The sequence below is a fragment of the Dolichospermum sp. UHCC 0406 genome (assembly GCF_009712025.1).
Classification (GTDB): Bacteria; Cyanobacteriota; Cyanobacteriia; order Cyanobacteriales; family Nostocaceae; genus Dolichospermum; species Dolichospermum lemmermannii.
The window spans coordinates 112,866-138,991 of the sequence record NZ_VILA01000001.1 but is presented as its reverse complement, the minus strand read 5'-3'; the positions used below and the strand labels follow the sequence as shown (position 1 = coordinate 138,991).

Genomic DNA, 26,126 nt, shown 5'->3' with positions numbered 1-26,126 from the left:
ACTAAGTGCATCTGTACTGTTAACTTTTAAAATTGTAAATGTGGCGCTATAGCCTGAATGATTCCAGTCCAACTTATCATCAAAAACTTTCTTAGTTACCGTGACGCAGCTTTAGATTTTAGCGGCTTGCATACGGCGTGTATTTGTGGTTCTAATGGTGCGGGGAAATCTTCCCTTTTAGAAGCTATCACTTGGGCAATTTGGGGTGAAAGCCGTGCTACTATTGAGGATGATGTGATTCATTCTGGCGCACAAGAAGTCCGAATTGATTTCACTTTCCAGAGTGGTTTGCAAACTTATCGGGTAATTCGCAACCGGGTAAGAGGTGGAACTAGTATTTTGGAATTTCAAATTGAAACTCCTGCTGGGTTTCGTCCTTTGACGGGTAAGGGATTAAAAGCCACTCAGGATGTCATTCTCGAACATATTAAGCTAGATTATGAGACTTTTATTAATTCAGCTTATTTGCGTCAGGGGAAAGCCGATGAATTTATGCTCAAACGTCCTGCTGAACGCAAGGAAATTTTGGCGGAGTTATTAAAACTAAATCAGTATGATGAGTTAGAAGAACGCGCTAAGGATAAATCTAAACTTTATAGAATCCGAGGAGAAGATTTAGAAAATTCTTTAGCGAATATTAAAATTCAACTACAACAACGGGAAACAACGGAAACTCAACGCGCTGAGTTAGAAGCGCAATTGAATAATTTACAACAAGTACAAGCTTTTGAAAATATTCAATTACAAAGTTTACAAGTTATCCAACATCAAAGACAAAGTTGGGAACAACAATTAAATTTTGTGCGGCAACGATATGATAATCTGAACCAAGATAGCGATCGCTTACAACAAGAACAAATATCCGTAAAATCCCAATTAACAGATTTAGAAAAGATTATCAATCAACAAGTTGATATTCAAGCTGGTTATGCTCAATATCAAAGTCTGCAATCTCAAGAAGAAATTTTTGCAGCTAAATTTGAACAACATACCCGCGCTACCAATTTAAAACAACAAAAACAACAACAGCTATATAAACAAACTCAAGATTTAGAACGTCAATTACAACAAGCTGAAGCTCAATTAGCAGCTTTAGAACAACAAGAACAAGAAATTTCCCAAACCTTGAGTAAATCTGGGGATATCGAAACAGCTATATTACAATTAAATACCGCTCGTCAGCATTTGACTAACTTAGATCAATTGCAAATGCAGGTAACACCATTATTACAACAAAGAGCCAGTTTGCAAAGTCAATTAGATCGCACTCATGCTAGTCTAGTAGCGCGATTGGAGCAAATGCAAGCCACAGAAAAACAATTACAAAATCAACACCATCGTCAACCCCAATTACAACAAGCAGTAATAGAGATAGGAACGCAAATTGAAGAATTAGATAAAAAGCGAGTTTATCTCCAAAGAGTAAAGGAAAAAGGACAGGAAAGACGACATTTTCTGGAGCGTTTACAAGCTCATCAAGGAGATTATGAAAGGTTATTGGGGGAACTAGAACAAAAATTGCAAATGTTACAAAATCCCGATGCTAGTTGTCCTTTATGTGAACGTCCTCTAGACGAACATCATTGGAGTAAAGTTATCGAAAAAACTCAATTAGAATATGAAGATACCCAAGGACAATTTTGGGTAGTGCGGGAACAAATAGCGGTTTCAGATCGGGAAATTCAGGTACTCAGACAAGAATATCGAGAAATAGACCAAAAGTTATCAGGTTATGATTCATTGCGAGAAAAACGGGGACAATTAGCAGCACAGTTAGAAGCTACAAGTGATGTTCAACAACAGTTACTGCAAATTATTTCTGAAAAACAACATTTAGAAAATTCCTTAGAAACCGGTGATTATGCACCAGAAAAACAAATAGAAATTCAGCAATTAGATCAATATCTCCAGCAACTTAATTATAGTGAACAAGACCACGTTCTTGCCCGTAGTGATGTGGATAAATTACGTTGGGCAGAAATTAAACAAGGACAAATTAAGGATGCCTTAAAACGTCAAGGACAACTAATAGCTAGAAAACCAGAATTAACAGCGAATATTGCTCAATTACAATTGCAACTGCAACAAGGACAAACTGATTCTGATTGTGCCAAAGAAATCGCTAATTTAGAACAGCAAATTGCCGAAATTGGCTATAGTTCAGAACAGCATAATTATCTGCGTCAAGGTGTGCGACAAGGGCAAGGTTGGCAATTACGTCATCAACAATTCTTATCAGCACAAGCACAATATCCTCAATTAAGTCATAAAAGTCAAGATTTGGAAGATTCATTGCAAAGAATATTCAAAGAACGAGAAATATTAACTCAACAAATTGATAATATGGTTAAACAATTAACCGACAGTGCGAACCCAACAGCCCAAATTAATGCTTTAGAACAACAATTAGCAAACCGGAGACGGGAACTAGATCATAAAATATCTCAGTTGGGACAATTAAAACAAATGTCTCTGCAATTAGAAACTTTGCAAAATCAATATGAACAAGATATCCAACAGGTGCAAATTTGTAAACAACAACAGCGTGTTTATCAAGAATTAGCTCAAGCTTTTGGCAAAAATGGGATTCAAGCTTTAATGATTGAAAATATTTTACCCCAACTGGAAGCAGAAGCTAATCAATTACTTTCTCGATTGAGTGCGAATCAATTTCACGTCCAATTTATCACCCAAAAAGCGGGACGCAGTGGCAAATCAAGTAAGAAAAATGCTAAATTAATAGATACATTAGATATTTTAATTGCTGATTCCAGAGGAACGAGATCCTATGAAACTTATTCAGGAGGAGAAGCTTTTAGAATTAACTTTGCCATTCGTTTAGCTTTGGCAAAATTATTGGCACAAAGGGCAGGAGCCTCATTACAATTATTAGTAATAGATGAAGGTTTTGGGACTCAAGATGGGGAAGGATGCGATCGCTTAATTGCGGCAATTAACGCCATATCCTCTGATTTTGCCTGTATCCTCACTGTAACCCATATGCCCCACCTCAAAGAAGCCTTCCAAGCCAGAATTGAAGTGAGTAAAAATCAGCAAGGTTCACAGTTACAATTATTGATGTAATACCCAGATCCCCGACTTCTTTGAGAAGTCGGGGATCTATATCCAATTATCTACTCATGCTGAGATTAATTACTGACTTTGACGGGCCAATCATGGATGTTTCGGAACGCTACTACCGTGTTTATCAGTTGTGTTTAGAGAAAACCCGATATCCTGAACAAACAATTATAGAACTTTCTAAAGCCGAATTTTGGCAACTCAAGCGATCGCACACTCCCGAACTCCAAATTGCTCTACAATCAGGTTTAGATGCCCAACAAGGGCAAGAATTTTCCCAAATCCGTAAACAAATAGTCCACACCCTCCCCTATTTCCAGTATGATGTCCTTGTTCCCACTGCATTAGAAACACTCACCAAAGTTCAAGCAGCCGGTGTTGATTTAGCCGTGATGACAATGCGACGGGTACGAGAATTAGATTATGCTTTTAATCAATATAATTTGAGCCAGTTTTTCCCAGAAAATCGCCGTTATTGCCTAAGTAACGACTATCTAAAAACTCGTGATATCGAAGATAAACCATTATTAATGGCTAGAGCCTTAGCTGAACTCCCCCCTGCGGCTGATACTTGGATGGTGGGAGACACAGAAGCCGACATTGCTGCTGCCAAAAAACACGATATCAAAATTATTGCAGTTGAGTCGGGTATCCGAGATCGCAGTCAACTAGCATTTTATCAACCTGATATGATTGTGACCGATTTAAAAACGGCTGTAGATTTTATCCTCAAACAATAAAAAAATTATGGGTAATCGGTCATTAACCAATTACCCATTACCTAACGTAAAAAGCTACTTACTAACCACATCAATATAAAAGTCAACAGCGTCGAAAACTGATTCGCTGTCAAAGTTATTAATGGTGATGGTAATATCAAGCCAGCAATTAGACCGCCAGCGATTAAGCCAGCAATTAAACTAACTAACGTGAATAAAACCGCTCTACCAAATTTTCCTTCCTTGCGATTGAGGAAGTAAACACCAATAGCTACCCCAACTACCAAGGACAGTTGTAAAACCTGTCCGCTACCACCGGGATATAACACACTAGTTGCACTTAAACCCAGATACCAAGCTCCTGGTAGCAGTACATCAGTTAAAGTAGGCTGATCTATACTCCGCTGTAGCCATGCAGGAGACTGCTGACCAAGGGTTTGACTTGTTTGGGGAGAAGATGGAACTCGCTTTTCTGGAAACCGGATGCGTTCAGGCACTTTAATTTTACCTTCTTGGCGCATCCGCAGGCGCTCCATTAGAATCGCATCATAAGCAGCTTCAATAACTTCTCGGACATTGCCATCACCACCATGTCGTTCTAACAGGCGATTCCGAACATCCTGAATTTCATCGAAGCTTGCATCTTCTGATACCCCAAGTTTCTCGTAGGGACTTTGATCACTCATGGGAGGTTATTACTTTAGCCTTAATCAGCGGCACTTTTTATTTTACAGAAAAACAACTTTAGATTTTATAGAAATAAAGACAACAATTAGACAAGTAGCTACCTGCATTAGAGAAAGTAGGCAATTTTATCTATCTACCACAATAATAGCATGAGTCGGGGCAACCGCACATAAGAAAATTGTGGTTTTAAGATTGTTGAAAATTTGAATACTCAGGACTGTGGGCTGAAGTCGGGAAACTACTTTCATCCTCCCCTAACTCCTGCTATACCAGCAGATTTACCTCTTCAATATTCACAATAAAAATTACAGTTTATAGAAATAATCAGGATAATCATCCCTATCCCCCGTAAATTTTGAATTACTGCCAAAGTAAAACCTGCGTTTTTACGCAATCATCTTTGTTAATTCTATGTACTTCTGTAAAAAATAATAGCCATGGCTGCTGCCAAGATTCTTGTAATTGACGACGATCCTGCGGTTCGGAATTTAATCCAACGCTTTTTACTGAAACAAAATTATCAAGTTGAGTCTGCCGAAGATGGGAAGACTGGTCTAAGTATGTTTGAGCAATTTAACCCTGATTTAGTAATTCTAGATGTTAATTTGCCGGATGTGATTGGTTTTAACCTCTGTCAAGAAATGCAGAGTCGTAGTGGTGTATTTGTGCTACTACTGACTAGCAGGACAGACGAAGCGGATAAAATTCGCGGTTTTTCTAAAGGTGCTGATGACTATCTCACTAAGCCATTTGGTTTAGGAGAGTTAGAAGTTAGAGTAGCAGCAATTTTAAGGCGGCAGCGGGTTGTAACTAATGCAGAACAGCAACGTCTTATCTTTGACAAACTAACTATTGATTCCATAGGACGGGAAGTAATGCTTAATAGCGAACCCATTCTCTTAACTGCTCTGGAATTTGACTTATTATATTTTTTAGCTAGTCATCCAGCTAGAGTTTGGCGACGATCTGAACTGATCCAAAAAGTTTGGGACTATGAATATGTTGGGGATCAACGGGTTGTAGATGTCCATATTGGTCAAATTCGTAAGAAAATTGAAATCGATCCGACTCAATCAACATTAATTCACACTATCCGTGGTGTAGGGTACAAATTTGAATGCGCTACTTCTAACTAAAACTTGACTACTATCTCTAAACTTCCGCCGCTCCCAAGCCTTCAAGGCGTGGGAGCAGGGCTGCAAAATTTATGCTATCAACGCAAAATGTTGTGAACAGAAACAGAGTTGGTTTATTAATTTAATCCAGTATTTATCTGGATTATTGATGAAATAAAGTTTCTAAGTAAACACGAGCCGCTCGGCGATCGCTTTCGCCATTTTGCAGCAAAAATAGCGATAAAGCCGCTGTTAATACGCGGGTTTGATCCCAATCAGGATGGCTTTGCAGATAGTTGTTCATGGATTCCTGTAATGTTTCGGGAATTTCAGTAAAGAGAGGAACTGTTGAGTTCATAAAATTTTCCTGTAGATTAATCAAGAGAAGTTACTTGTGTTCAGTTTGACTGAGGGCTGATTCATCCCCTGTGAGGAAAGTAGGGAAGGAAATTAAAATAAACCAAAATACAAAATGCAGATGCCTAGGGGAATCAAACTAAGACTCATCATTTTGCGCTCACAACGGGTGGATTTGTCAATGCTGCGAAATGTTAACAATTAGCAGTCAAAAATAAATATTGACGAATTAATCAGGCTTATAACTATATTTTTGTTACATAACTTCATGAAAACTCGGTTATCAAGCCTGTTAGTAGTGAAAAATTCACAATCCCCAATAAGTCAGGAATAGCTGATTAACTCGTCAAACATCTGTGGAAAACTGCAAAATTACCTGTGGAAATCCTGTGGAATGAATGAGGAAAATAATAGTTAATAATAAGAATTACCAAAATGTCAGGAAGATATGACATATCAGGTAAATAAGATGATAAAGTCAATTTATGAATATAAGTATGCTAACTTTTAGTTATCTAGTTTAAAGTGGTGACGGAAATTACTCATTAAAACTAGGCTAAATGCAAGTTAAAATAGATGAAAGTAGTAATTTGTTGTGCTTTCTACAAGAAAAACTTTTAAGCTCTAATTCTGTAAATTATTGATTTTTGCCTGAGAAATTGGAATGTTAGACCAAATATTTAATTACCTAGATTTTCATTTCAGCGTCGAAGCTTCTATAGTCCTCCTAATCTTAGTGTTTTTAGAGGCAGTGCTATCGGCTGATAATGCGATCGCCCTCGCTGCGATCGCCCAAGGACTAGAAGACAAAAAACTAGAAGGTCAAGCCCTAAACATTGGTTTAGTATTTGCTTATGTCCTCCGAATCACCCTATTGTTAACAGCTACTTGGGTACAAAAATTTTGGCAATTTGAACTATTGGGCGCTGGTTATCTCTTATGGCTAGTATTCCAACACTTTAGTTCCCAAGAAGACGAATCCAATCACCATCACGGACCACGTTTTAAATCTCTGTGGCAAGCTATACCCGTGATTGCCTTTACCGATTTAGCCTTTTCCTTGGATAGTGTGACCACAGCGATCGCCGTTTCTCAAGAAACATGGTTAGTAATCACTGGTACAACCATCGGTATTGTCACCCTCCGATTCATGGCTGGATTATTTATCCGCTGGTTAGATGAATATGCAAACTTAGAAGACGCAGGTTACATCACTGTAGCGTTTGTAGGTTTACGTCTGTTATTAAAAGTCATCAACGATGATTTAGTCCCACCACAATGGCTCATGGTGACAGCTATTGGTATCATCTTAGCCTGGGGCTTCTCTAAACGCACCGTTGTGAAGTTAGTTCCAGAAGAAAAGGAAAAAGCCGAAGTCTTGAAGTAATTAGGTAGGGAACAGGTAACAGGTAACAGTTTTATTACCCATTACCCATTACCCATTACCCATCCCTAATTACTCATTTAACCAAGGTGTGGAATGAGGTTGCCAAGCAACTAATTCCTCTTCCTTAAACCACAGCGCAATTTCTGTTTGGGCGGTTTCTTGAGCATCAGAACCATGAATGAGGTTGCGACCGACATTAACGCCAAAATCGCCGCGAATTGTGCCTGGTTCTGCTGTTAAAGGGTTGGTTGCGCCAATAATTTTTCTGGCTGCTACCACAACGCCCTCGCCTTCCCAAACCATGGCTACCACTGGACTAGAAATGATAAATTCCACTAAACCAGGGAAAAAAGGTCTTTCACGGTGAACATCATAATGTTTTTCCGCTAATTCTTTACTAACCTTCATAAACTTTAAGCCCACTAGGGTAAAGCCCTTAGTTTCAAATCGGCGGATAATTTCACCCACCAAGCCGCGTTGTACACCGTCAGGTTTAATTGCTAAAAATGTGCGTTCCAAATCTGTCTCCAAAAACATAATCAAATTTTGATGGGTTAATTGTCAGTTGTATTGATGTCTTTTGTCTAGTAGTCTTGTGAATATTCCCGAAAAATTGCAGAGATAAGGGAACGAGAAAAAAATTGTCTTCTTTTCTGGCTAGTAAAGACGCAGCAAGGCTTACTTACCCCTCTACGGGTAGCGCAGCATGGTAATGACGATATTTATAATTAGGGGGTGCTGAAAAAGTTGTCTGTGAGGGCTAGGAGTCAGGAGTCAGGAGTCAGGAGTCAGGAGGAAGAATTAGAAGAAGAGAAGAATAGTATTGAATCTGGTCAAGTGATAGGTTTTTGCTGATTTCAACCCTTATTCCTTGCACCTGATTCACCTTTTTTACCTTCAAACTCTTGATATATCTCAGTTCTAGGTTTATTCAGCAGCCCCTAATTACTAATTCTTAATCAGAAATTATTTCTAGTTGTATATCCCTTACCAGACTATTTTGTTAAATTATTATTTTCGTAGGCAACCACAGAGGTCAGGAAGAAATGGGTGTCGAGTCAACCGCTGATGAAATTGTGAAAATGCCGTCTAATGGGCATAAAGCTGAATTGAAACGCCAAAAACAGAAGCAACTACTAGTCCCTAGTCCAATTACGGGAGATTTACCTCTACCTTGGAAAATTGAGAACAGTGAAGACCTGTACCGGATTGAAGGTTGGGGAAAGCCTTATTTTTCGATTAATGCGGCTGGTCATGTGACTGTCTCCCCCAAGGGTGAACGTGGTGGGTCATTAGACTTGTTCGAGTTGGTAAATGCTTTAAAGCAGCGTAATTTGGGGCTACCTATGTTAATTCGCTTTTCCGATATTTTGGAAGACCGAATTGAGCGATTAAATGCTTGTTTTGCCAAAGCGATCGCTCGCTATAACTATCCTGGGGTATATCGGGGAGTATTTCCCGTTAAGTGCAATCAACAACGCCACCTGATCGAAGATTTAGTGAGATTTGGTAAACCCCATCAATTTGGTTTAGAAGCAGGTTCTAAACCAGAATTAATGATTGCTCTAGCCTTGTTGGATACGCCAGGCGCATTGTTAATTTGCAACGGCTACAAAGACCAGGAATACATCGAAACAGCGATGTTAGCCCAGAAACTAGGACAAACACCAGTGATCGTCCTAGAGCAAATTGAAGAGGTAGATTTGGCCATTGCGGTCAGCCGTCAATTAGGCATTAAACCCATCTTGGGAGTAAGAGCGAAATTAAGTACCCAGGGAATGGGGCGTTGGGGAACTTCCACAGGCGATCGCGCTAAGTTTGGCCTGACAATTCCCGAAATTATGGAAGCTGTGGAAAAATTAGGTGCAGCCGACTTACTCGGTTCTTTGCAGTTATTACACTTTCACATTGGTTCTCAAATCTCTGCTATCAATGTCATTAAAGATGCCATCCAAGAAGCCAGCCGCATTTATGTGGAGTTGGCCATGCTGGGGGCAGATATGAAATATTTAGACGTTGGTGGTGGCTTGGGTGTAGATTACGACGGCTCTCAAACCAACTTCTACACCTCGAAAAACTACAATATGCAAAACTATGCTAACGACATCGTGGCAGAGTTAAAAGATACCTGTGATGAAAAGCATATTCCCGTACCAACATTAGTGAGTGAAAGTGGCCGGGCGATTTCTTCCCACCAATCGGTTTTAATCTTTGATGTTCTCAGCACCAGCGATGTCCCCCTTAATCCCCCTTCTCCTCACCAAGAGGGAGAATCCCCAATCATTAAATATCTCTGGGAAACCTACCAATCCATCAACAAAGAAAATTACCAAGAGTTCTATCACGATGCGGCTCAATTCAAAGAGGAAGCCATCAGTCGTTTTAACTTAGGAATTTTGCGCCTCAAGGAACGCGCTAAAGCCGAGCGTCTTTACTGGGCTTGTTGTCAAAAAGTTTTAACTCTCATCCGTCAGGAAGAATACGTACCTGATGAGTTGGAAGACCTAGAAAAAATCATGGCTTCCATTTATTATATCAATCTTTCCGTGTTTCAATCAGCACCGGACTGTTGGGCGATAGATCAACTATTTCCCATTATGCCTATACATCGGCTGGATGAAGAACCAACCCGGAGAGGAATTTTAGCGGATCTAACCTGTGATAGTGATGGGAAAATAGACCGCTTCATAGATTTGCGAGATGTCAAATCAGTGTTAGAACTGCACGAATTTGAGCCGGGGAAACCTTATTATCTGGGAATGTTCCTGAATGGAGCGTACCAGGAAATTATGGGGAATTTACATAATCTTTTTGGTGACACTAACGCTGTTCACATTAATTTAACACCCAAAGGTTATCAAATTGAACACGTTGTCAAGGGCGATACCATGAGTGAAGTTCTGAGCTACGTCCAGTATGATGCTGAGGACATGATAGAAAATATTCGCCAACGGTGTGAGCGAGCTTTAGAAGAACAGCACATTACTATAACAGAATCTCAGCGACTACTACAAACTTATGAGCAAAGTTTACAACGGTATACTTACTTGAATAGTTAATAGTCAGTTGTCAGTTGTCAGTGGTCAAAAAAAACAACGGATAACGGACAACTGACAACTGACAACTGTAGGGGCGAAGCATTTGGAGAACTATTTTTGGCAATGACCGATAATTTATCTTCCAAATGCTTCGCCCCTACTGACAACGAATAACTGACAACGAACAACTGACAACTAACTAATTAACATTTGCTCCTAATAATTCAGCGATCGCTTGGTGTTCTAAAGGTATTTCTGAAGGTCGAGTTTGCCGAGCATCAGTAATTAGCCAATCTAAAGCCGCAGCTTGCACATCAATAGATGCTCCCGTCTTATCTACACAGTAACGCCCAAACACCAGCTTATCTACTAAGCGGACTCCTGGAGCTAAACGCGACCATTCAAAAATTACACTGTTGTCTACAGTAGCCCCACTACAAATCCAGCAATTTGGACCAATCATTGCTGGTCCAATAATTTTTGCCCCATCTTCGATTTTGGTCATTCCCCCAATATAAACAGGTCCAGTGATATCAACTTTATCCCAATTTACAGATACATTTAACCCAGTAAAAATACCGGGAGCAACTTCATGTCCGGGGATTTGGACATTTTTAATTTCTCCTGATAAAACACCACGAATTGCTCGCCAATAATCGGGAACTTTACCAATATCTACCCATTCAAAATCCATGGGAATAGCATAAAAAGAGGCGTTATCTGCTACAAGTTGGGGGAATAACTGGCTACCAATGTCATATTCCACTCCAGAGGGTATATATTTAAACACTTCTGGCTCGAAAATATAAATACCTGTATTGATATTAGTGCTAAGGGCTTCTTCTGTTGAAGGTTTTTCTTGGAAAGCTTGAACGCGATTATTTTCGTCAGTAACCACCACACCGTAGCTAGAAACCTCTTCTTTGGGAACTGATTTGGTGATGATAGTAGCGATCGCCCCTTTGGATTTATGCCACTTTACCGCCGCAGTTAAATCTAAATCAATTAAAGCATCACCACATAACACTACAAATGTGTCATCAAAAAATGGTGAGAAGTCTTGAATCCGCCGCATACCCCCGGCTGAACCGATAGCTTCGCCGACGAGTTTACCATCATCATCAATTTTACCTTCAAAAGAATAGGCAATCTGCACTCCAAACCGCTGACCATCACGGAAATAACTTTCTATTTCTTCCGCCAAATGGCTAACATTGACCATAATTTCGTCAAATCCATGTTGACGTAATAACTCCAGTAAAAATTCCATAACTGGCTTTTGCAGAATAGGAATCATGGGTTTGGGAATTGTATATGTGATGGGACGGATACGAGTACCCTTTCCCGCTGCAAGAATCATCGCTTTCATAAAATTTTATTCCTTAGTCAGTTGTTAGTTGTTAGTAGGGGCGAAGCATTTGGAAGATGAATTATCGGTCATTGCCAAAAATAGTTCTCCAAATGCTTCGCCCGTACAGTTGTCAGTTGGAATAGATAGAAATTTATTCTCCCCCTGCCCCTGCTTTTAGCTAGGTAAGCGGATTTGAATTTCCTGGTAAAATTCTTTTTGAAATAGTTCTACCTTAGATTGAGCCGATAGCAGTAGTAAAGCCCAAAAAACGCTAACTAAGTTACCGTGTTCTGATTCATGATGCTCCCCATTTTTCTCTGGTTGTTTTGTCTGTATCCATAAATCTATCAGTTCTTCTAGATTCCAATATTGTTCCTCTGAATTTTGCTCTTTAGCAGCACCATATAACACCTGCTCTATTTCTAACGCGACTTGGGTTAAATTTTCTTGGTGCGCTAACTCTAGAGCTTCTCGCATGGTCTGCACACTAGGCCGACCTTTAAGCCGCCTAGGTTTATCAACTTTTTCTACCAGTTTTAGCTGGCTGGCCATAATTTGCAACTGGTCTATTAACTCTTGCAAAGTCACCCGACGTTTTGGCGGTGGCATAGCGGCCGGACGACGACGCAAGTGTTGCTCTAGGTGCAAACGATGGGCCGGATATAACAAGCCGTCTTCCATTCCTAATAGTGTATCATCTAAAACTTTTTCTGGAGTATTATATACTGTTGATAACTGAACTAATGTATTAGCTTTAAATAATACGAGCATTGATGCTGATAAAAAAGCCTGTCCAGATTGAGATAAGTCACTTTCGTAGCCTCTGATGGTTTTTGCTTCTGGGGACATTAATTCCAAGTAATGATCAATCACCTCAATAACTCGCACGTCCCAAGGGTCAATTTCCCCTTTTTCAGCTTGCTCAATCAGGTGTGTAATTTTTTCTAATAATTCGGCTGCATCCATTAATTTAAAATTTAATATACCAGGAGTTCAGGAGTATGGCTAACGCCACGCTTCGCTATCAGGAGTTCACGAGTCAGAAGAAGGAAGAATTTTCTCAATGCCCCATGCCCCATGCCCAACTTATTTATCTTCTTGAAATTCTGAGCCATAATTAACTCGAAAATTTGAGACAAAATCGCTATGGTTACTGCTTTTGATGGCATCAAAAGTGCCTTTGATAGTCCCAGCAATTGGCACAGCAACGAGTGTTCCTAATAATCCGGCAATTTCAAATCCCATTAAAATGGCGATAAAAATCCACAGGGGGTTGAGTCCGATAAAATTACCCATTAATTTTGGAGCTAACAGATTATCTTTAATTTGTTGCATGATAACTGCCATTGTAGCGACCGGAAAGGCTAACCACCAATTTTGGATTAATACTAACATTGTGACTAAACCAATGCCTAAAGTTGCGCCAACAACGGGAATAAGTCCAGAAATACCAATTATAATGGCAAATAAGAGAGCAAATGGGACTTTTAGAAATAAGAATATGGGTGTGAGGGCTATGACCATGAACAGTCCCAGCAATAATTGGCTTAGGAAAAAGTTTTGGAAATTTAACTGCAATGATCGGCTAAAGGGAATACCAATATTAGAGGGTAGCAGATTAACTAAACCAGACCAAACGCGATCGCCATATATAAGCATATAAAAAGCTAAAACGATGACTAAGACTACATTCAGTATTCCTGATAATAGTGTTCCTGCAAATCCTACTACCCCTGAAGCTATTTGCTGTACCAGATTTTGAATATTAGCATTTATTTGATTTGTTACCAGCTTTAAGTCTATAGATAAGCGCCGCTGCTTTGCTAAACTTTCTAAGTGATCTAAATTAGCTTGACTAGTCGCCAACCAATCCGGAATCTTATTTAAAAGTTGAATGGTTTGGTCAATTAGCATGGGTACGAGAGTAACACCCAAAACAATAAACAAAGTTAAAGTTAGTAGTAAAACAATGATTACCGCTTGAGTGCGGGTAATTCTGACTTTCTCAAGTAACTTAACCGGGTAATTCAGTAAAAAAGCCAGAATTGCCGCAATACTGAGAATAGTAATTGGATTCTGGAAAAAACGAAATAATACAGACAGTAGCCAGATATTGAGGGCGATAATTGGTCCACTGAGTCCATAAATTAATAGAGTTTGCAGAGAAGCGGAACGGCGCATCTGATTTAATGTATAAGCAAGGACTTCAGGGGTAAGAGAGGAATGATTGAGGATGGTGTTGCCATACTTTTGTCACTTCCTTTATCTATTGTGTAAATAATTCCTGATTTTGATCATATAGCAGGATGTAGGAGGGAAAGCCCACTTCTAAGATATAAGGTTGGGGTTGAAAATTGTAGTATAGCAAGGCAAGAGTGAAGAAGTTTCCAGGAATTTTACCTTTATTTACACAGTTTGGTTTTATTTTATTAACCTAATTATCTATTAATTGTTAAGTTTAATATAGTTCTCTGTATCAATAAAATCAACCTGAAAAATATACACTAAGATAATTAAACACATATATTCCTGCGTCAATCATTATTAGGGTTTTTGTAATATGTCTAGTAATCCTGAAATTCAATTTTTATCCCATCTTCAAGACTGTGCAAAAGATTTAACTACTAAATTTTCACTTTCTTCTGTTTCTTTTGGTGCGGAAGACCAACTAAAATCACCTATTGAAAATTTATTAAAATCAGCGGCCAATATTTTAAATTTATCTATTGTAGTAGTTACGGAAGTCCGAGAAAAGGTACTTTCAGGAAGGCCAGATATGGGAATAACAATTAATGGTCTTTTAATGGGACATATTGAACTAAAAGCACCAGGAAAAGGCGCAGATCCCAATAAATTGAAAGGAGATGATAAACAACAATGGGAAAAGTTTAAAAGTCTCCCCAATGTGATTTACACAGATGGTAATAGTTGGGGACTTTATCGCACAGGTGAAAAAGTAGGAAAAACAATTAAATTTTCAGGAGATATTACTGCTAAGGGTGCATCAGCTATCACTGCTCAAAATGCTAATGATTTACTAATATTATTACGTGATTTTTTAAATTGGCAACCTATTGTTCCTTCTACACCTAAAGCTTTAGCAGAAATGCTTGCTCCTATTTGTCGGTTATTAAGAAAAGATGTTTTAACTGCTCTTGAAGATCCTGAATCTAATTTAAGTCAAGTAGCTAAAGACTGGCGACATTATTTATTTCCTGATGCAGATAATCAACAATTTGCAGATGCTTATGCTCAAACTTTAACTTATGCACTTTTATTAGCCAGATTTTCTGGTGCAGATGATTTATCTTTACCACAAGCTGTTAAAACTATTAGAACAGGTCATAATTTACTAGCTGATGCTTTAAAAATATTAGGTGATGAAGCAGCACGGGAACAAATAGAAGTTTCTGTAAATTTATTAGAAAGAATAATTGCAGCTATTGATGTTACAGCACTAAATAAAGATGGTTCTGAAGATCCTTGGTTATATTTTTATGAGGATTTTCTGGCTAAATATGATCCAAAAATGCGAAAAGAAAGAGGTGTTTATTATACACCCATTCCTGTAATTAAAACACAAGTTAGATTAGTAGCTGAATTATTAGCAGAACATTTTGATGCTGAATTTTCCTTTGTAGATGATAAAGTTATTACCTTAGATCCCGCTTGTGGTACAGGTACTTATATTTTAACAGCTATTAAACATGGACTGGATCAAATTAGTAATTTAAGAGGAAAAGGAATGAAAGTTTCTGCTGCTACAAATGCGGCAGCAAATATTCACGCTTTTGAAATTTTAGTAGGTCCTTATGCTGTTGCCCATTTACGTCTAACTCAACAGATTTTAAGTGAAGGTGGTACTTTACCAGAAAATGGAGTTCATGTTTATTTAAGTGATACTTTAGAATCTCCCTATGCTAAATTAAGTGGTAATTTACCTTTATTTTATAAATCTTTAGGGCAAGAATATAAACGCGCTCAAAAAATTAAACAAAATACACCAGTGATGGTTTGTTTAGGAAATCCACCTTATAACCGTCAAACAATTGATGAAGATGATTTAATGAATCAGAAAAGAAAAGGTGGATGGGTAAGATTTGGAGACGATGAACAAAAGATTGATGAAAATGAGCAATTGATCAAAAAACGTCCTATTTTAGAGGATTTTCTTGAACCATTAACAGCAATGGGTTATGGTGTTCATGCAAAAAATTTATATAATGACTATGTTTATTTTTGGCGATGGGCATTGTGGAAAGTATTTGAAGCTAATACAGAAAATCGCGCCGGAATTATCAGTTTTATTACTGCTTCTTCCTATTTGCGTGGACCCGGATTTGCGGGAATGCGAAAAGTCATGCGTCAAACATTTGATGAACTTTGGATTATTGATTTAGAAGGTGATAATTTAGGGGCAAGAAAAACCGAAAATGTATTTGCAATTCAAACTCCTGTGGCTATTGCTATTGGTGTTTGTTACAATAAACCTCAACCTGAAGTTCCTGCTAAAGTTCATTTTACCAGAATTGATGGTACAACTGAAGAAAAATTAGCAAGTTTAGAGAATATTCATTCTTTTCAAGATTTACAATGGCGAGAATGTGCAAATAATTGGACTGATTTATTTTTACCTGTTAGTGATACAGATTATGGAAATTGGGCAAAGTTAACTGATTTATTTCCTTGGCAAAGTGGTGGAGTGCAATTTAAACGAACATGGACAATTGGTGAAAATAAGGAAGTTTTAAATGAGCGTTGGCAAACTTTGATTAATGCTAGTAAATCCCCAGGAATACAGAAAAAACTGTTTAAAGAAACCCGTGACCGCAAAATTACTAAACAATATAAATCATTAGAAGATGGAACATTATTACCCCCTATTACGAACTTATTACCTAAAAGTCCTTCTCTAGAACCAATTCGTTATGCTTATCGTAGTTTTGATCGTCAGTGGGCTTTATTAGATAATAGACTCTGTGATTATGCTAAACCTGGCTTACTGCGTTATCACAGTGATAAGCAAGTTTATATGACAAGTTTATTAACTAATGTTTTAGGTAATGGTCCATCAGCAGTTGCTACTTCATTAATTCCTGATTTAGATCATTTTCGTGGTTCTTTTGGTGCTAAACATATTATTCCTCTGTGGAGAAATTCTGAAGCTACTGAACCTAATATTACTAATGGAGTTTTAGAAATTCTTAGTAATAAATTCAATTACAATATTTCCCCAGAGGACTTTTTCGCTTACTGTTATGGAATACTTGCAACTCCCAAATATGTAAAAGAATTTTGGAATGAACTAGAAACACCTGGTCCAAGGATTTCCATTACCAAAAATAGGGATTTATTTATTAAAGTAGTAGAAATAGGACGCACTTTAGTTTGGTTACATACCCATTGTGAAAGGTTTGTTCCCAGTGGTAAAAAACCAGGTAAAATTCCTGTTGGTAGAGTTCGTTGTCAAAAAGGAATACCCAATACAGTAAATGATTATCCCACAGAATTTTCTTATGATGTCGGTACACAAGAATTAAAAGTTGGTCTAGGTGTATTTGAAAATGTCCGTCCAGAAGTTTATAATTTTAGTGTTTCTGGTTTAGAAGTTGTCAAATCTTGGTTAGCTTATAGAATGAGAGACGGTGCTGGTAAAAAGTCTTCACCTTTAGATGATATTCGTCCTCAAACTTGGCAATTTGATCTTGAATTACTTGATTTACTTTGGGTTTTAGATGCGACTGTAGATTTATATCCCTCTTTATCTTCTTTATTCGATGAAGTGATTAAAAGTCAATTGTTTACATCTGCTGAGTTTCCACAACCAACAGAGTTAGAAAAATTTAATTCTTTAGAAGTTCAGAGTGAGTTACCACTTTTAAATTTGGAAGAAATAGATGAAGAAGATGAGTAAATACTTGACTTTATCCTAAAAATAACAAAAATGCAGAGCGATCGTTTATCGCTGTTTGTTGGTTAACGGTGGAATGAATGCGTTAGCGAAACTTACCAAATGTAAATGTATCGCATTATGAACTCAAATACTTAATTAAGTATTATAAACACAATCATAAACAAAGAATGAAATAAAATGCAAGCCATTAGATAAAGTTTGAGGAAATAACAAAAATGGATACTAACATAGCTGATCTTCGCAAAGATTACACATTACAGGATTTGAATGAGAAACAAATTGATCCAAATCCATTTATACAATTTAAAATTTGGTTCGGTCAATCCCTAGCAGCCCAGCTACCTGAACCTAATGCTATGACTTTGGCTACTTGTACATCCGAGGGTCAACCTTCAGCGAGAATGGTATTACTCAAAGATTTTGATGAACGGGGGTTTGTCTTGTTTACTAATTACAATAGCCAAAAAGGACAGGAACTGACCGTAAATCCCCATGCTGCTTTAGTTTTTTGGTGGGCGGAATTAGAACGCCAAGTGAGGATTGTGGGAACTGTGGAAAAAATTTCCGCAGCAGAATCTGATAACTATTTTGAAATCCGTCCTGCATATAGTCGGCTAGGTGCTTGGGCTTCTAATCAAAGCGAAGTAATTGCGAACAGAGAAATCTTAGAGTTACAATTGCAAGAATTTCAGCGCAAATATGAAAATCAGGAAGTTCCTCGTCCTCCGCATTGGGGTGGTTTTCGGGTGATTCCTCAAAAAATTGAGTTTTGGCAAGGAAGATCGAGTCGTTTACATGATCGCCTGTTATATACTCGTGTAGATGATGGCAGCTGGGAAATTGAGCGTTTATCACCTTGATTGAATATTTGATGTCAGCATTCAGCTATCAGCAGTAATGGTGAAGAAGAAGAAAGTTATACACATTTAACATTCTGTATTTCCGTATTGAAAACTGATAGCTGAGGACTGAATGTTTAAATGATAATTAATTAAGAAGATCCTGATTAGATTAGAAAACAGTGATTATTAATTAATAATTCAGTATACAACAGGTTGCGTAGTTAGGAGGTACAAAATCCAAATTGCGACCTATACACAAAGCCAGTTTTACTCTGTGACTCATGAATTGGTGACTCCTAAATTCTGCCGTAAGTTAACTACCCCAAATTATCTTTGATATATGTTTCTTAATGTACAGTTAGATTATAATGAATTTGTATATAGTAAGCATGACTTATAAAAAAGACCGACAATTTAAATTTTGATACACATTTTTAACTTTATGCGAATCATACATATATTAAATCATGTCCAGGAAATCGGTAATGGTATTGTCAATGTAGCTGTGGATATGGCTTGTTTGCAATCCCAATCTGGCGATGATGTGGCGGTGATTTCAGCGGGAGGGGGATACGAAAAATTATTAAATCAATTTGGTGTTAAACATTACGCAGTTAACCAAAATCGTCAGCCAATAACAATGATTAAGGCGGCGATCGCTTATCGAACAATTGTGCAAGAATTTCAACCAGATATAGTTCATGCTCACATGATGACTGGTGTGGTGTTAGCACGGGCTTTGAGATGGGAGAATGGATATATTTTAGTGGCTACTGTTCATAATGAATTTCAACGGAGTAGCTTATTGATGGGTTTAGCAGATCGAGTAATTGCTGTTAGTAAGGCTGTCAAAAATTCGATGGTGCAACGGGGAATTCCTGAACAGAAATTACGGGTAGTTTGTAATGGGACATTGGGTAGTCCTCGAACTCGGAAAATATCAGATTATCAACCTTTAAGTTTACAAAGTCCAGCGATAGCCACCGTAGCAGGAATGTATAAACGAAAAGGCATTACTGAGTTAATCGCGGCTTTTGAAGAAATTGCCCAGGATTTTCCCGCAGTACATTTATATTTGGTCGGAAATGGCCCAGATAAACAAATATTTGAGTCTCAAGCCCAAGCAACGGCTGTTAGTCATCGGATTCACTTTGAAGGGTTTCAGCCTGAACCCCAACGTTATTTACTAGCCTGTGATATTTTTGTCTTGGCTTCCCACCGTGATCCCTGTCCCTTGGTGCTTTCAGAAGCGAGGGAAGCAGGGTTGGCGATTGTGGCCACTGAGGTAGATGGTATTCCAGAGGCGTTAGATAATGGTAAAGCGGGGATATTAGTGCCAGCGCAGGATAGTCATCAGTTGGCTAAGGCATTAATAAAATTATTGAGTGATGCAAATATACTTCAGGAATGGAAACAGCGATCGCAGGAAAATCTAGAATGGTTAAATGTTGCCCGTGTACACCAAGAAACATTGGCTGTATATGAGGAGTTAAGTTTTCAGGAAAGTTTTTCGACCTCTACTCAACCTGATTAATACTAATTTTTGGCATTGGATAATAGGGAGATGAATTATGTTTTGTCCTATCTCTAAGAGAGATCCCGCAGGGTAGACACGAAGTTTGAAATTGCTGATTTTTCAAGTTTATCTTCCAATTCAGCAACTCCACAAACAGTTAAATTAAGAATCTAAAGATTCAGTTATAATGGGACGATAATAAATTAGAAAAAATCCTCACAACAGGGAGTTAGAGTTATGGTGGCTACTCCAATCTCAACTGCTCCACAACTATCAACAATAGCAATCTCTTGGGAAGCATTACCCGAAGATTTTATCCTAGAAGAAGAACCTGTGGAAAACACTGCACAACCATTAATTGCTGGGGCATTACGAGAAAGTCTGGAACTAAGTGGATATATTGAATCCACCATGCTGATAGCTGCCAATTTAGGCATATGTGCCACAATGAATGACAAACTTGTTGTTAAAGCCCCAGATTGGTTTTTTGTGCAGACGGTTTTACCCTTGTCTGGGACAACAGATAGACGCAGTTATACACCTCATCTGGAAGGAGAAATTCCCCGCGTTGTCATGGAATTTTGTTCAGATACAGACGGGAAAGAATACTCAGCTAGACGCGCCTTCCCCCCCGGAAAATGGTTTTTTTATGAACAAATTCTCCAAGTCCCTACCTATGTAATTTTTGATCCCCTGACGGTTGAATTGGAAGTTCATCAAATTGAGTCAGGACAGTATAAATTACAGCCAACAGACGAGAATAATCGCTACTGGATTACAGATATGGGATTATTTTTGGGATTGTGGGAAGGAGAAAAAGAGGGGCGTATAGGTTACTGGCTAAGATGGTGGGATCAAGCAGGTAATCTGTTACCCTGGGCAGTCGAAAAGGTAGAACAAGAACAGCAACGGACTGAACAGGAACGCCAACGGGCTGAACAGGAAAGTCAACGGGCTGAACAGGAACGCCAACGGGCTGAACAAGAAAGTCAACGGGCTGAACAGGAACGCCAACGGGCTGAAAGATTGGCAGAACAATTACGCGCACTGGGTATTGATCCAATTGATTAAATGTGCGTTTTCTAAAATTGTTGTAGAGATGTTTCATGGAACGTCTCTACTTTTTTCACCAGATGTCTAATCAATCCCAATTGGCAAATTCATCACTAATATTGCGAAGTAGGGCAGTGATTTGAGTGCGTCGGGTTTCAAAGTTAGCAGCAATGTAAATTAACAAAATACCAACTAATAAACCAACAATCCATTTTAAGAAAGAATAACTCAGACTGAAAATTACTAATTGGTAAATGCTAGTAATTAAAAAAGTACCTGTACCAACATAAAGAAAAGCGCGGACTTTTAAACCTAAGCCAGCGAAAATAGTAATCAGACTAAAAACACCAGGGATAAAAGGCAGATTTTGATAAAACAAAATTGTCCAACCGCAAATTAAACCACTTCCTAACATTCGCAAACTGTGACGGAGAGGTTTGGTTGTTGATAATTTTAGTTGTTCATCTATTTGGGCAATATATAGTAAAGATAAACCAATTGGTATAACGTACCAAAGAGAATCTCTGAAGTTTAAATCATTAAACCAAGTAAATAATGCCCAATCAATTAATATTAAACTGATATATGTAAACCGGATTTGTGTGGCAGCGTTAGCTAAAAAGACGTAGTAAGCAGCAACGATAATTAAAGTAATAGGATAGGTTGTTAGTCCCGTTGTTCCTACAATAATTAATGGGAGAATGTATGCTGTGCGTTGCCAAGGCGTTTTTGACCAACCTAATCTTTGCCAAGGTAGGATATATAGGAAGTAGGCAAATAGGCAGGATATCGCCCCATTCCAAGGTAGTAATTGCTCAGATATTAATCTCCCTATTGGTAAATTTTGTAAATAAATACCAATAATTCCTACTTCTATTAAACCTAAATAAACCCAGATTTCTTGATTTGTTTCTTGGGAATTTTCTTTTCCTTGCCAAATCGCATAGCGAACTAAAAATAATCCTGTTCCTAATACGATAGACGAGTTAATTTGGATAGGTAAAGTCATAGCAAAAAGGAATAAAATACTACTCCAAACCCAATGAAGATGGGCAATATTTTTTAATTCTTGAGAATTTAAACCCAGATAACTAATCAGCCAGGGTGTGAGGATACGGTAAGCATACATGATGCTAGTACCAAGGGCTGACATGGCAATTAAACCATCACCTAAAGCCTCTCCTTTAGATAGGGACATTTGATAAAATAGGAGTTCGTAGGCGGAAATTGATAGGCCGATAATACCAAAATAAAGGAGGGGTTTAAATGCTTCCCTGCGTCTTCCTACCCCAATCATAATTAAGGCTACACCCAGGGAACAAAAACCTGTAAAATTGGCAAAGGTATTTAATCGCAAAATGACGCTAAATGCACCATAAATAAGGGGGAGAATATGAAAACTATTAGGTAATGTTTGTAATTGATGTTTGCGTCGCCACCATTCACCAAATAGCTGAGTTGTTAAACCGAGAATGATGTTTGCTATGGCGATTCTAATGATTGAATGTTCGCCAAATCCTAAGATTTCTGCTGTTAATAATTCTAAACACCAACCGATTCCATAAAATGCTGCTTCTTTAGATTGTCCCCAACTGCGATAGACAATTGCCCCTAAAATTATGGCTGTGGTGATAATATAGAAATATTCGGTTTTGATAGTTCCTTGATAAATTAAGCTGGAGTGCAAAGTTAGGGCTGATAGTTCTATTGTACATAATGCGATCGCCCATTTATCACTTGCGGCTGCATAAATTATTGCCAATTCTGTACCTTTGCGTAAAAGTACACCACGCCATAGCCATAAACTCAGTATTGTTAATGCAGTAACGACAAACCAACCTGATATTTTTAATTGGATTAAACCAAATACACCTTCACCTAATAATGCAGTCAGGAAACTTAATCCAAAACCAATAATTATTCCTGCATATATTTGGTTTCTTGAATAGCGAGTATGGACTAACATTACCGCTATACCCACACCCAAACCGATTAATCTTATTCCTGGTAATGGTAAAGTTAATAATTGAGAAATCCCTACAGCGAAGACACTTAAAAACCTGTTATTGGTGCGATTTGGTTCAGTGTTACGAATAGCTAAACCTGTTAATGCTAAAGGTGTAATTAACCAAATTACGCCTAAAGAGTTTTGATTTTGCCAATTACCAGCCCAATAATTTTGAGCATTTACCCATAATAGAGAAAAACTGATTGCAGCCAATACTAAACCAATATACCATGCACTCCGTCGCGTTATGCCTTCACCAAGACTAAATCCCCATTCAGCTATCATGATAGCTAATAAGATACCAGCCCAAATTTCTTGATTTAAACTGGGTAAAAACCAATTAATGCTAGAAATTAGCGTCAATACTCCCATACCATGAGTTAAGTATATCAAGGGAGGATAAAAAGCTGCACGACGTTGGATAAATGTGGCTAGAGTAATAGTAGATAATAAAAAATTAGCCGTTCTTAATGTCGGATTCACTAAGCTAATTATTGTTAAACAAATCCCTAAAAATAAAGTTAGATATTCTCCAAAATCTGCCAATTCTTGATTTTCTTGATCATGTAATTTATCTGTTAACCATAACATTAATATGATGTAGGGAAATAAAGCAATACTCAATAATACCCAAGGTTCATTTTGAGAATTGGTTAAATGGGTAGCGGTGCTAATTAGTAATGTTTTTAATTCATTAGGAATTAATCTCCAACCTAGCCAAATTGTCTGTAACCCAATTAAGAAAATAGCTAAAAAATCTTTTTGTAAATTATATCTTTGTAACCGACGACTAAAAACCCACAAACTTAAAATGCTGACTATTATAGCTTGGACTGGTTCTGTTATGACTGAAACTAACCAACCTAATAAAAGTAAACTTCTTCCTAATTCTTCCCAAAGGATAGAAGGATTTGTAGAAGAATTTTTTTCTGATAACCAAATTACTAAACCACCGCAAATCCCAATTGCTAAACCTAATTGAGTAATATTAACTCCAGCTATAAAAATAGCCCTTGTCAGTAAAGTTAATAAAGCGTAAATCAGGAAAGTAAAATATAAACTAATTCCCCATTGTGGAGTTTCTATATTTGTATTTTCTTGGGGTTGGGTTAATTGATTGTAAACAGTAATAGTAGTTGTGCCTATCATTGCTAAATAAACAGCAATTAGGGGGAAATTTGATAACTTCCAACCCCAATGTAAATAACTCAAACCGATAATATTGATTAAAGGTAATTTACCACTGGGAAAATTAGTAATAATATTGCGGTTTTGACAAAGTTGATTAGTAATAAATGTGAGAGTCAGAGATGCAATTCCTATCACAATTAAATTCAATGGATTTTGCCACAAACTAAAGCTATCCATTGCCCAAAAGTTGATAGGCACTAATAACAATGTGACTATTAATAATGTCTGTGCAGTTAACCTTAAATTGCTTTGTTTACCCGCCCAAAATGTAAATCCACAAAAACTCAAAGTATACGCAAATAAAACCCCATACTGTCCAACTGCGGGGAATCTTTCCCATTGACTTGCAGCGAGAACACCGGAGGAAAGCACTACTAAAAATATACCCAAAAACAGCAACCACCGCACACTTAATTCTTCACCAAAAGATTGCAGCATCGAATTAACAAAGCTGGGTTTTTTAGGTACTGTTGGTATGGGAGGTAAAGTCGCAATTAATGGTTTTCGTGGGGGTGTGCTAGGGGTGAAAATTTCCTCTGGTTCTGATGCAGTTTGAGGTGTAAATACTACAGTGCAAGTGAGATATTGACGGGATATTTGTTTAACTTGATCATCAGATATTAAACCGAGATTTAATAAATCATCTAATCCTAATAATAAGTCAGGATGATTAGATGGTAGTTTAACGGGAATTTTCTGGGATGGTTCAAAAGGTGATGTCATAATCTGCAACCCTGTAAATGTATATCAGAAATAGCCCTTTTAAGATGACTGGATAATTTAAAATATTTCAGTCACATTAATACTGACATCAGGAAAAGCTAAAATTGATAAAGTCTGATTTTTTACTAACTTCTGTATATCTTGATAAACTCCCTGGAGAGGATTTCGATATACTTCTATAACTTCCTGATTAACATCTATTAACCAAAGTTCAGGAATATTTGCTTCTGCATATAAAGGAATTTTTACTTCTCTGTCATATTTTATCGTTGTGTCGGCAACTTCTATTAACAAAAATATATCTTCTGGTTGGGGGTGTGCAGTTCTATAAAAATCTGCACGGGGTTTTAATAATGCTATATCTGGTTGAGGTTCAGAAGTTTCATCTAATTCTACTGGGTTTTGGACATTAATTAAGGCCAGACCTCCTAATAGCAACGCTAGTAAGTTACTTAAAAATAAAACACAACCTGAGTGTCTTGTACTAATAGGGGACATATCAATCATTTCTCCGCGAATTAATTCTAATCTTTCATTTTCTGACAAAATACCAGATTCAGCCATTTGGTGAAATTGCTTAACTGTAAATTGGTGTCTGAGTAATTGTAAAACCATTGTCGCCTCTATGGGAATTTTAATTAATAGGGGTGAAACTAGGGAATCTATTAAATATTCTACATTTATTTTAGATCTTTTTTATCTGTGATGTAAATACCACATACAGTATAAACGAGATATTTCAATTGCTTCTCTCAAAATATGCGATAAACTAATTGCCCAAGTATCAAAATATTGATTTTTATCTTTAAGAATATGTTCCGTATCAGTAGTTATTAAAAGAATATCACTATAGGAAATATCTACATTATCTTTAAACTCCTCAAAAGCTTGGATAATTGTACCACATATACTATCTCTTAGTTCTACTGCTATTTTATTGGGTAAGTAATACCCTTCAGGATTTTTGCGACAGGCATTTTTGTATTTTTGAACATGATCAAAAATGTTTTTTCTAATCAGTAGAATAATATCAAATTTGACATTTTCTGATATTTCTTCTAATAAAATACATTCAACAATTTTTCCAAACACTTTATAGTCAGTTAGCCCGTCTCCAACAATTCCCACATTAATAGTATTCATG

The 26,126-nt window shown here is 37.5% G+C and carries 21 protein-coding genes; 10 read left to right on the top strand and 11 right to left on the bottom strand.

Going from position 1 to position 26,126, the window contains the following annotated elements:
* Nucleotides 1–57 precede the first annotated feature (57 nt).
* On the top strand, nt 58–3,084 hold the full coding sequence (gene sbcC / locus FJR09_RS00620; RefSeq protein WP_168653997.1) for an exonuclease subunit SbcC: 3,027 nt from the start codon (nt 58–60) through the stop codon (nt 3,082–3,084).
* A gap of 56 nt (nt 3,085–3,140) precedes the next feature.
* The gene (locus FJR09_RS00615) at nt 3,141–3,821 is read left to right on the top strand and encodes an HAD family hydrolase (protein ID WP_168653996.1); all 681 of its coding nucleotides are present in this window, start codon (nt 3,141–3,143) and stop codon (nt 3,819–3,821) included.
* Nucleotides 3,822–3,862: 41 nt separating this feature from the next.
* On the opposite strand, the gene FJR09_RS00610 is transcribed toward FJR09_RS00615, so the two are convergent.
* Nucleotides 3,863–4,486, bottom strand: coding sequence for a CPP1-like family protein (locus tag FJR09_RS00610; RefSeq protein ID WP_015080128.1), 624 nt, complete (start codon nt 4,484–4,486; stop codon nt 3,863–3,865).
* A gap of 126 nt (nt 4,487–4,612) precedes the next feature.
* A complete protein-coding gene (locus tag FJR09_RS25675) occupies nt 4,613–4,735 on the bottom strand; it encodes a hypothetical protein (protein ID WP_256370227.1) in 123 nt (40 codons plus the stop codon).
* Between the two features lie 189 nt (nt 4,736–4,924).
* On the opposite strand from FJR09_RS25675, the gene FJR09_RS00605 reads away from it, so the two are divergent.
* A complete protein-coding gene (locus FJR09_RS00605; protein WP_015080127.1) occupies nt 4,925–5,623 on the top strand; it encodes a response regulator transcription factor in 699 nt (232 codons plus the stop codon).
* 142 nt (nt 5,624–5,765) lie between these two features.
* On the opposite strand, the gene FJR09_RS00600 is transcribed toward FJR09_RS00605, so the two are convergent.
* Nucleotides 5,766–5,960, bottom strand: coding sequence for a DUF2811 domain-containing protein (locus FJR09_RS00600; protein ID WP_148760003.1), 195 nt, complete (start codon nt 5,958–5,960; stop codon nt 5,766–5,768).
* A gap of 663 nt (nt 5,961–6,623) precedes the next feature.
* On the opposite strand from FJR09_RS00600, the gene FJR09_RS00595 reads away from it, so the two are divergent.
* On the top strand, nt 6,624–7,346 hold the full coding sequence (locus tag FJR09_RS00595) for a TerC family protein (RefSeq protein WP_168653995.1): 723 nt from the start codon (nt 6,624–6,626) through the stop codon (nt 7,344–7,346).
* A gap of 69 nt (nt 7,347–7,415) precedes the next feature.
* Here the strand turns inward: FJR09_RS00595 and ndk are convergent, their stop codons facing one another.
* The gene (gene ndk, locus FJR09_RS00590; RefSeq protein WP_015080124.1) at nt 7,416–7,865 is read right to left on the bottom strand and encodes a nucleoside-diphosphate kinase; all 450 of its coding nucleotides are present in this window, start codon (nt 7,863–7,865) and stop codon (nt 7,416–7,418) included.
* Between the two features lie 527 nt (nt 7,866–8,392).
* On the opposite strand from ndk, the gene speA reads away from it, so the two are divergent.
* The gene (speA, locus tag FJR09_RS00585) at nt 8,393–10,405 is read left to right on the top strand and encodes a biosynthetic arginine decarboxylase (protein WP_015080122.1); all 2,013 of its coding nucleotides are present in this window, start codon (nt 8,393–8,395) and stop codon (nt 10,403–10,405) included.
* Nucleotides 10,406–10,422: 17 nt separating this feature from the next.
* Here the strand turns inward: speA and FJR09_RS00580 are convergent, their stop codons facing one another.
* Nucleotides 10,423–10,572, bottom strand: a complete 150-nt coding sequence (locus FJR09_RS00580) for a hypothetical protein (protein ID WP_168653994.1) — start codon at nt 10,570–10,572, stop codon at nt 10,423–10,425.
* An 11-nt stretch (nt 10,573–10,583) separates the two neighbouring features.
* Nucleotides 10,584–11,753 carry a sugar phosphate nucleotidyltransferase gene (locus FJR09_RS00575; RefSeq protein ID WP_015080121.1) on the bottom strand — a complete coding sequence of 390 codons (1,170 nt, stop codon included), beginning with the start codon at nt 11,751–11,753 and terminating at the stop codon, nt 10,584–10,586.
* A gap of 28 nt (nt 11,754–11,781) precedes the next feature.
* On the opposite strand from FJR09_RS00575, the gene FJR09_RS25670 reads away from it, so the two are divergent.
* Entirely contained in the window at nt 11,782–11,913 is a 132-nt protein-coding gene (locus tag FJR09_RS25670; RefSeq protein ID WP_256370226.1) for a hypothetical protein, read from the top strand.
* Here the strand turns inward: FJR09_RS25670 and FJR09_RS00570 are convergent.
* Together FJR09_RS00570 and FJR09_RS00565 are read right to left on the bottom strand one after the other, a co-directional pair.
* A complete protein-coding gene (locus tag FJR09_RS00570) occupies nt 11,910–12,701 on the bottom strand; it encodes a segregation/condensation protein A (RefSeq protein WP_015080120.1) in 792 nt (263 codons plus the stop codon). The genes FJR09_RS25670 and FJR09_RS00570 overlap by 4 nt on opposite strands.
* A 120-nt stretch (nt 12,702–12,821) precedes the next feature.
* Nucleotides 12,822–13,916 carry an AI-2E family transporter gene (locus tag FJR09_RS00565; protein WP_015080119.1) on the bottom strand — a complete coding sequence of 365 codons (1,095 nt, stop codon included), beginning with the start codon at nt 13,914–13,916 and terminating at the stop codon, nt 12,822–12,824.
* Nucleotides 13,917–14,295: 379 nt separating this feature from the next.
* Between FJR09_RS00565 and FJR09_RS00560 the strand changes: the two genes are divergently transcribed.
* From FJR09_RS00560 to FJR09_RS00545, 4 genes are all read left to right on the top strand, one after another.
* On the top strand, nt 14,296–17,649 hold the full coding sequence (locus FJR09_RS00560) for a type ISP restriction/modification enzyme (protein WP_015080118.1): 3,354 nt from the start codon (nt 14,296–14,298) through the stop codon (nt 17,647–17,649).
* Between the two features lie 215 nt (nt 17,650–17,864).
* Nucleotides 17,865–18,509: a pyridoxamine 5'-phosphate oxidase gene (gene pdxH / locus FJR09_RS00555; protein ID WP_015080117.1), complete on the top strand. Its 645-nt coding sequence runs from the start codon at nt 17,865–17,867 to the stop codon at nt 18,507–18,509.
* A gap of 424 nt (nt 18,510–18,933) precedes the next feature.
* Complete coding sequence (locus FJR09_RS00550) at nt 18,934–20,025, top strand: glycosyltransferase (RefSeq protein ID WP_015080116.1); 1,092 nt, start codon at nt 18,934–18,936, stop codon at nt 20,023–20,025.
* A 222-nt stretch (nt 20,026–20,247) separates the two neighbouring features.
* Complete coding sequence (locus tag FJR09_RS00545) at nt 20,248–21,078, top strand: Uma2 family endonuclease (protein WP_371260404.1); 831 nt, start codon at nt 20,248–20,250, stop codon at nt 21,076–21,078.
* Nucleotides 21,079–21,148: 70 nt separating this feature from the next.
* Here FJR09_RS00545 and FJR09_RS00540 read toward each other — a convergent pair whose 3' ends face one another.
* From FJR09_RS00540 to FJR09_RS00530, 3 genes are all read right to left on the bottom strand, one after another.
* Nucleotides 21,149–24,982 carry a hypothetical protein gene (locus FJR09_RS00540; RefSeq protein WP_015080114.1) on the bottom strand — a complete coding sequence of 1,278 codons (3,834 nt, stop codon included), beginning with the start codon at nt 24,980–24,982 and terminating at the stop codon, nt 21,149–21,151.
* A gap of 57 nt (nt 24,983–25,039) precedes the next feature.
* Entirely contained in the window at nt 25,040–25,597 is a 558-nt protein-coding gene (locus FJR09_RS00535; RefSeq protein ID WP_168651641.1) for a Uma2 family endonuclease, read from the bottom strand.
* 81 nt (nt 25,598–25,678) lie between these two features.
* The gene (locus tag FJR09_RS00530; protein WP_015080112.1) at nt 25,679–26,125 is read right to left on the bottom strand and encodes a hypothetical protein; all 447 of its coding nucleotides are present in this window, start codon (nt 26,123–26,125) and stop codon (nt 25,679–25,681) included.
* Between the last annotated feature and the right edge of the window lies 1 nt (nt 26,126).

Coding starts and splice junctions, on each gene's coding strand:
- sbcC (WP_168653997.1), top strand. CDS start 58: ATGATTCCAGTCCAACTTATCATCAAAAACTTTCTTAGTTACCGTGAC.
- FJR09_RS00615 (WP_168653996.1), top strand. CDS start 3,141: ATGCTGAGATTAATTACTGACTTTGACGGGCCAATCATGGATGTTTCG.
- FJR09_RS00610 (WP_015080128.1), bottom strand. CDS start 4,486: ATGAGTGATCAAAGTCCCTACGAGAAACTTGGGGTATCAGAAGATGCA.
- FJR09_RS25675 (WP_256370227.1), bottom strand. CDS start 4,735: ATGAAAGTAGTTTCCCGACTTCAGCCCACAGTCCTGAGTATTCAAATT.
- FJR09_RS00605 (WP_015080127.1), top strand. CDS start 4,925: ATGGCTGCTGCCAAGATTCTTGTAATTGACGACGATCCTGCGGTTCGG.
- FJR09_RS00600 (WP_148760003.1), bottom strand. CDS start 5,960: ATGAACTCAACAGTTCCTCTCTTTACTGAAATTCCCGAAACATTACAG.
- FJR09_RS00595 (WP_168653995.1), top strand. CDS start 6,624: ATGTTAGACCAAATATTTAATTACCTAGATTTTCATTTCAGCGTCGAA.
- speA (WP_015080122.1), top strand. CDS start 8,393: ATGGGTGTCGAGTCAACCGCTGATGAAATTGTGAAAATGCCGTCTAAT.
- FJR09_RS00575 (WP_015080121.1), bottom strand. CDS start 11,753: ATGAAAGCGATGATTCTTGCAGCGGGAAAGGGTACTCGTATCCGTCCC.
- FJR09_RS00570 (WP_015080120.1), bottom strand. CDS start 12,701: ATGGATGCAGCCGAATTATTAGAAAAAATTACACACCTGATTGAGCAA.
- FJR09_RS00565 (WP_015080119.1), bottom strand. CDS start 13,916: ATGCGCCGTTCCGCTTCTCTGCAAACTCTATTAATTTATGGACTCAGT.
- FJR09_RS00560 (WP_015080118.1), top strand. CDS start 14,296: ATGTCTAGTAATCCTGAAATTCAATTTTTATCCCATCTTCAAGACTGT.
- pdxH (WP_015080117.1), top strand. CDS start 17,865: ATGGATACTAACATAGCTGATCTTCGCAAAGATTACACATTACAGGAT.
- FJR09_RS00550 (WP_015080116.1), top strand. CDS start 18,934: ATGCGAATCATACATATATTAAATCATGTCCAGGAAATCGGTAATGGT.
- FJR09_RS00540 (WP_015080114.1), bottom strand. CDS start 24,982: ATGACATCACCTTTTGAACCATCCCAGAAAATTCCCGTTAAACTACCA.
- FJR09_RS00535 (WP_168651641.1), bottom strand. CDS start 25,597: ATGGTTTTACAATTACTCAGACACCAATTTACAGTTAAGCAATTTCAC.
- FJR09_RS00530 (WP_015080112.1), bottom strand. CDS start 26,125: ATGAATACTATTAATGTGGGAATTGTTGGAGACGGGCTAACTGACTAT.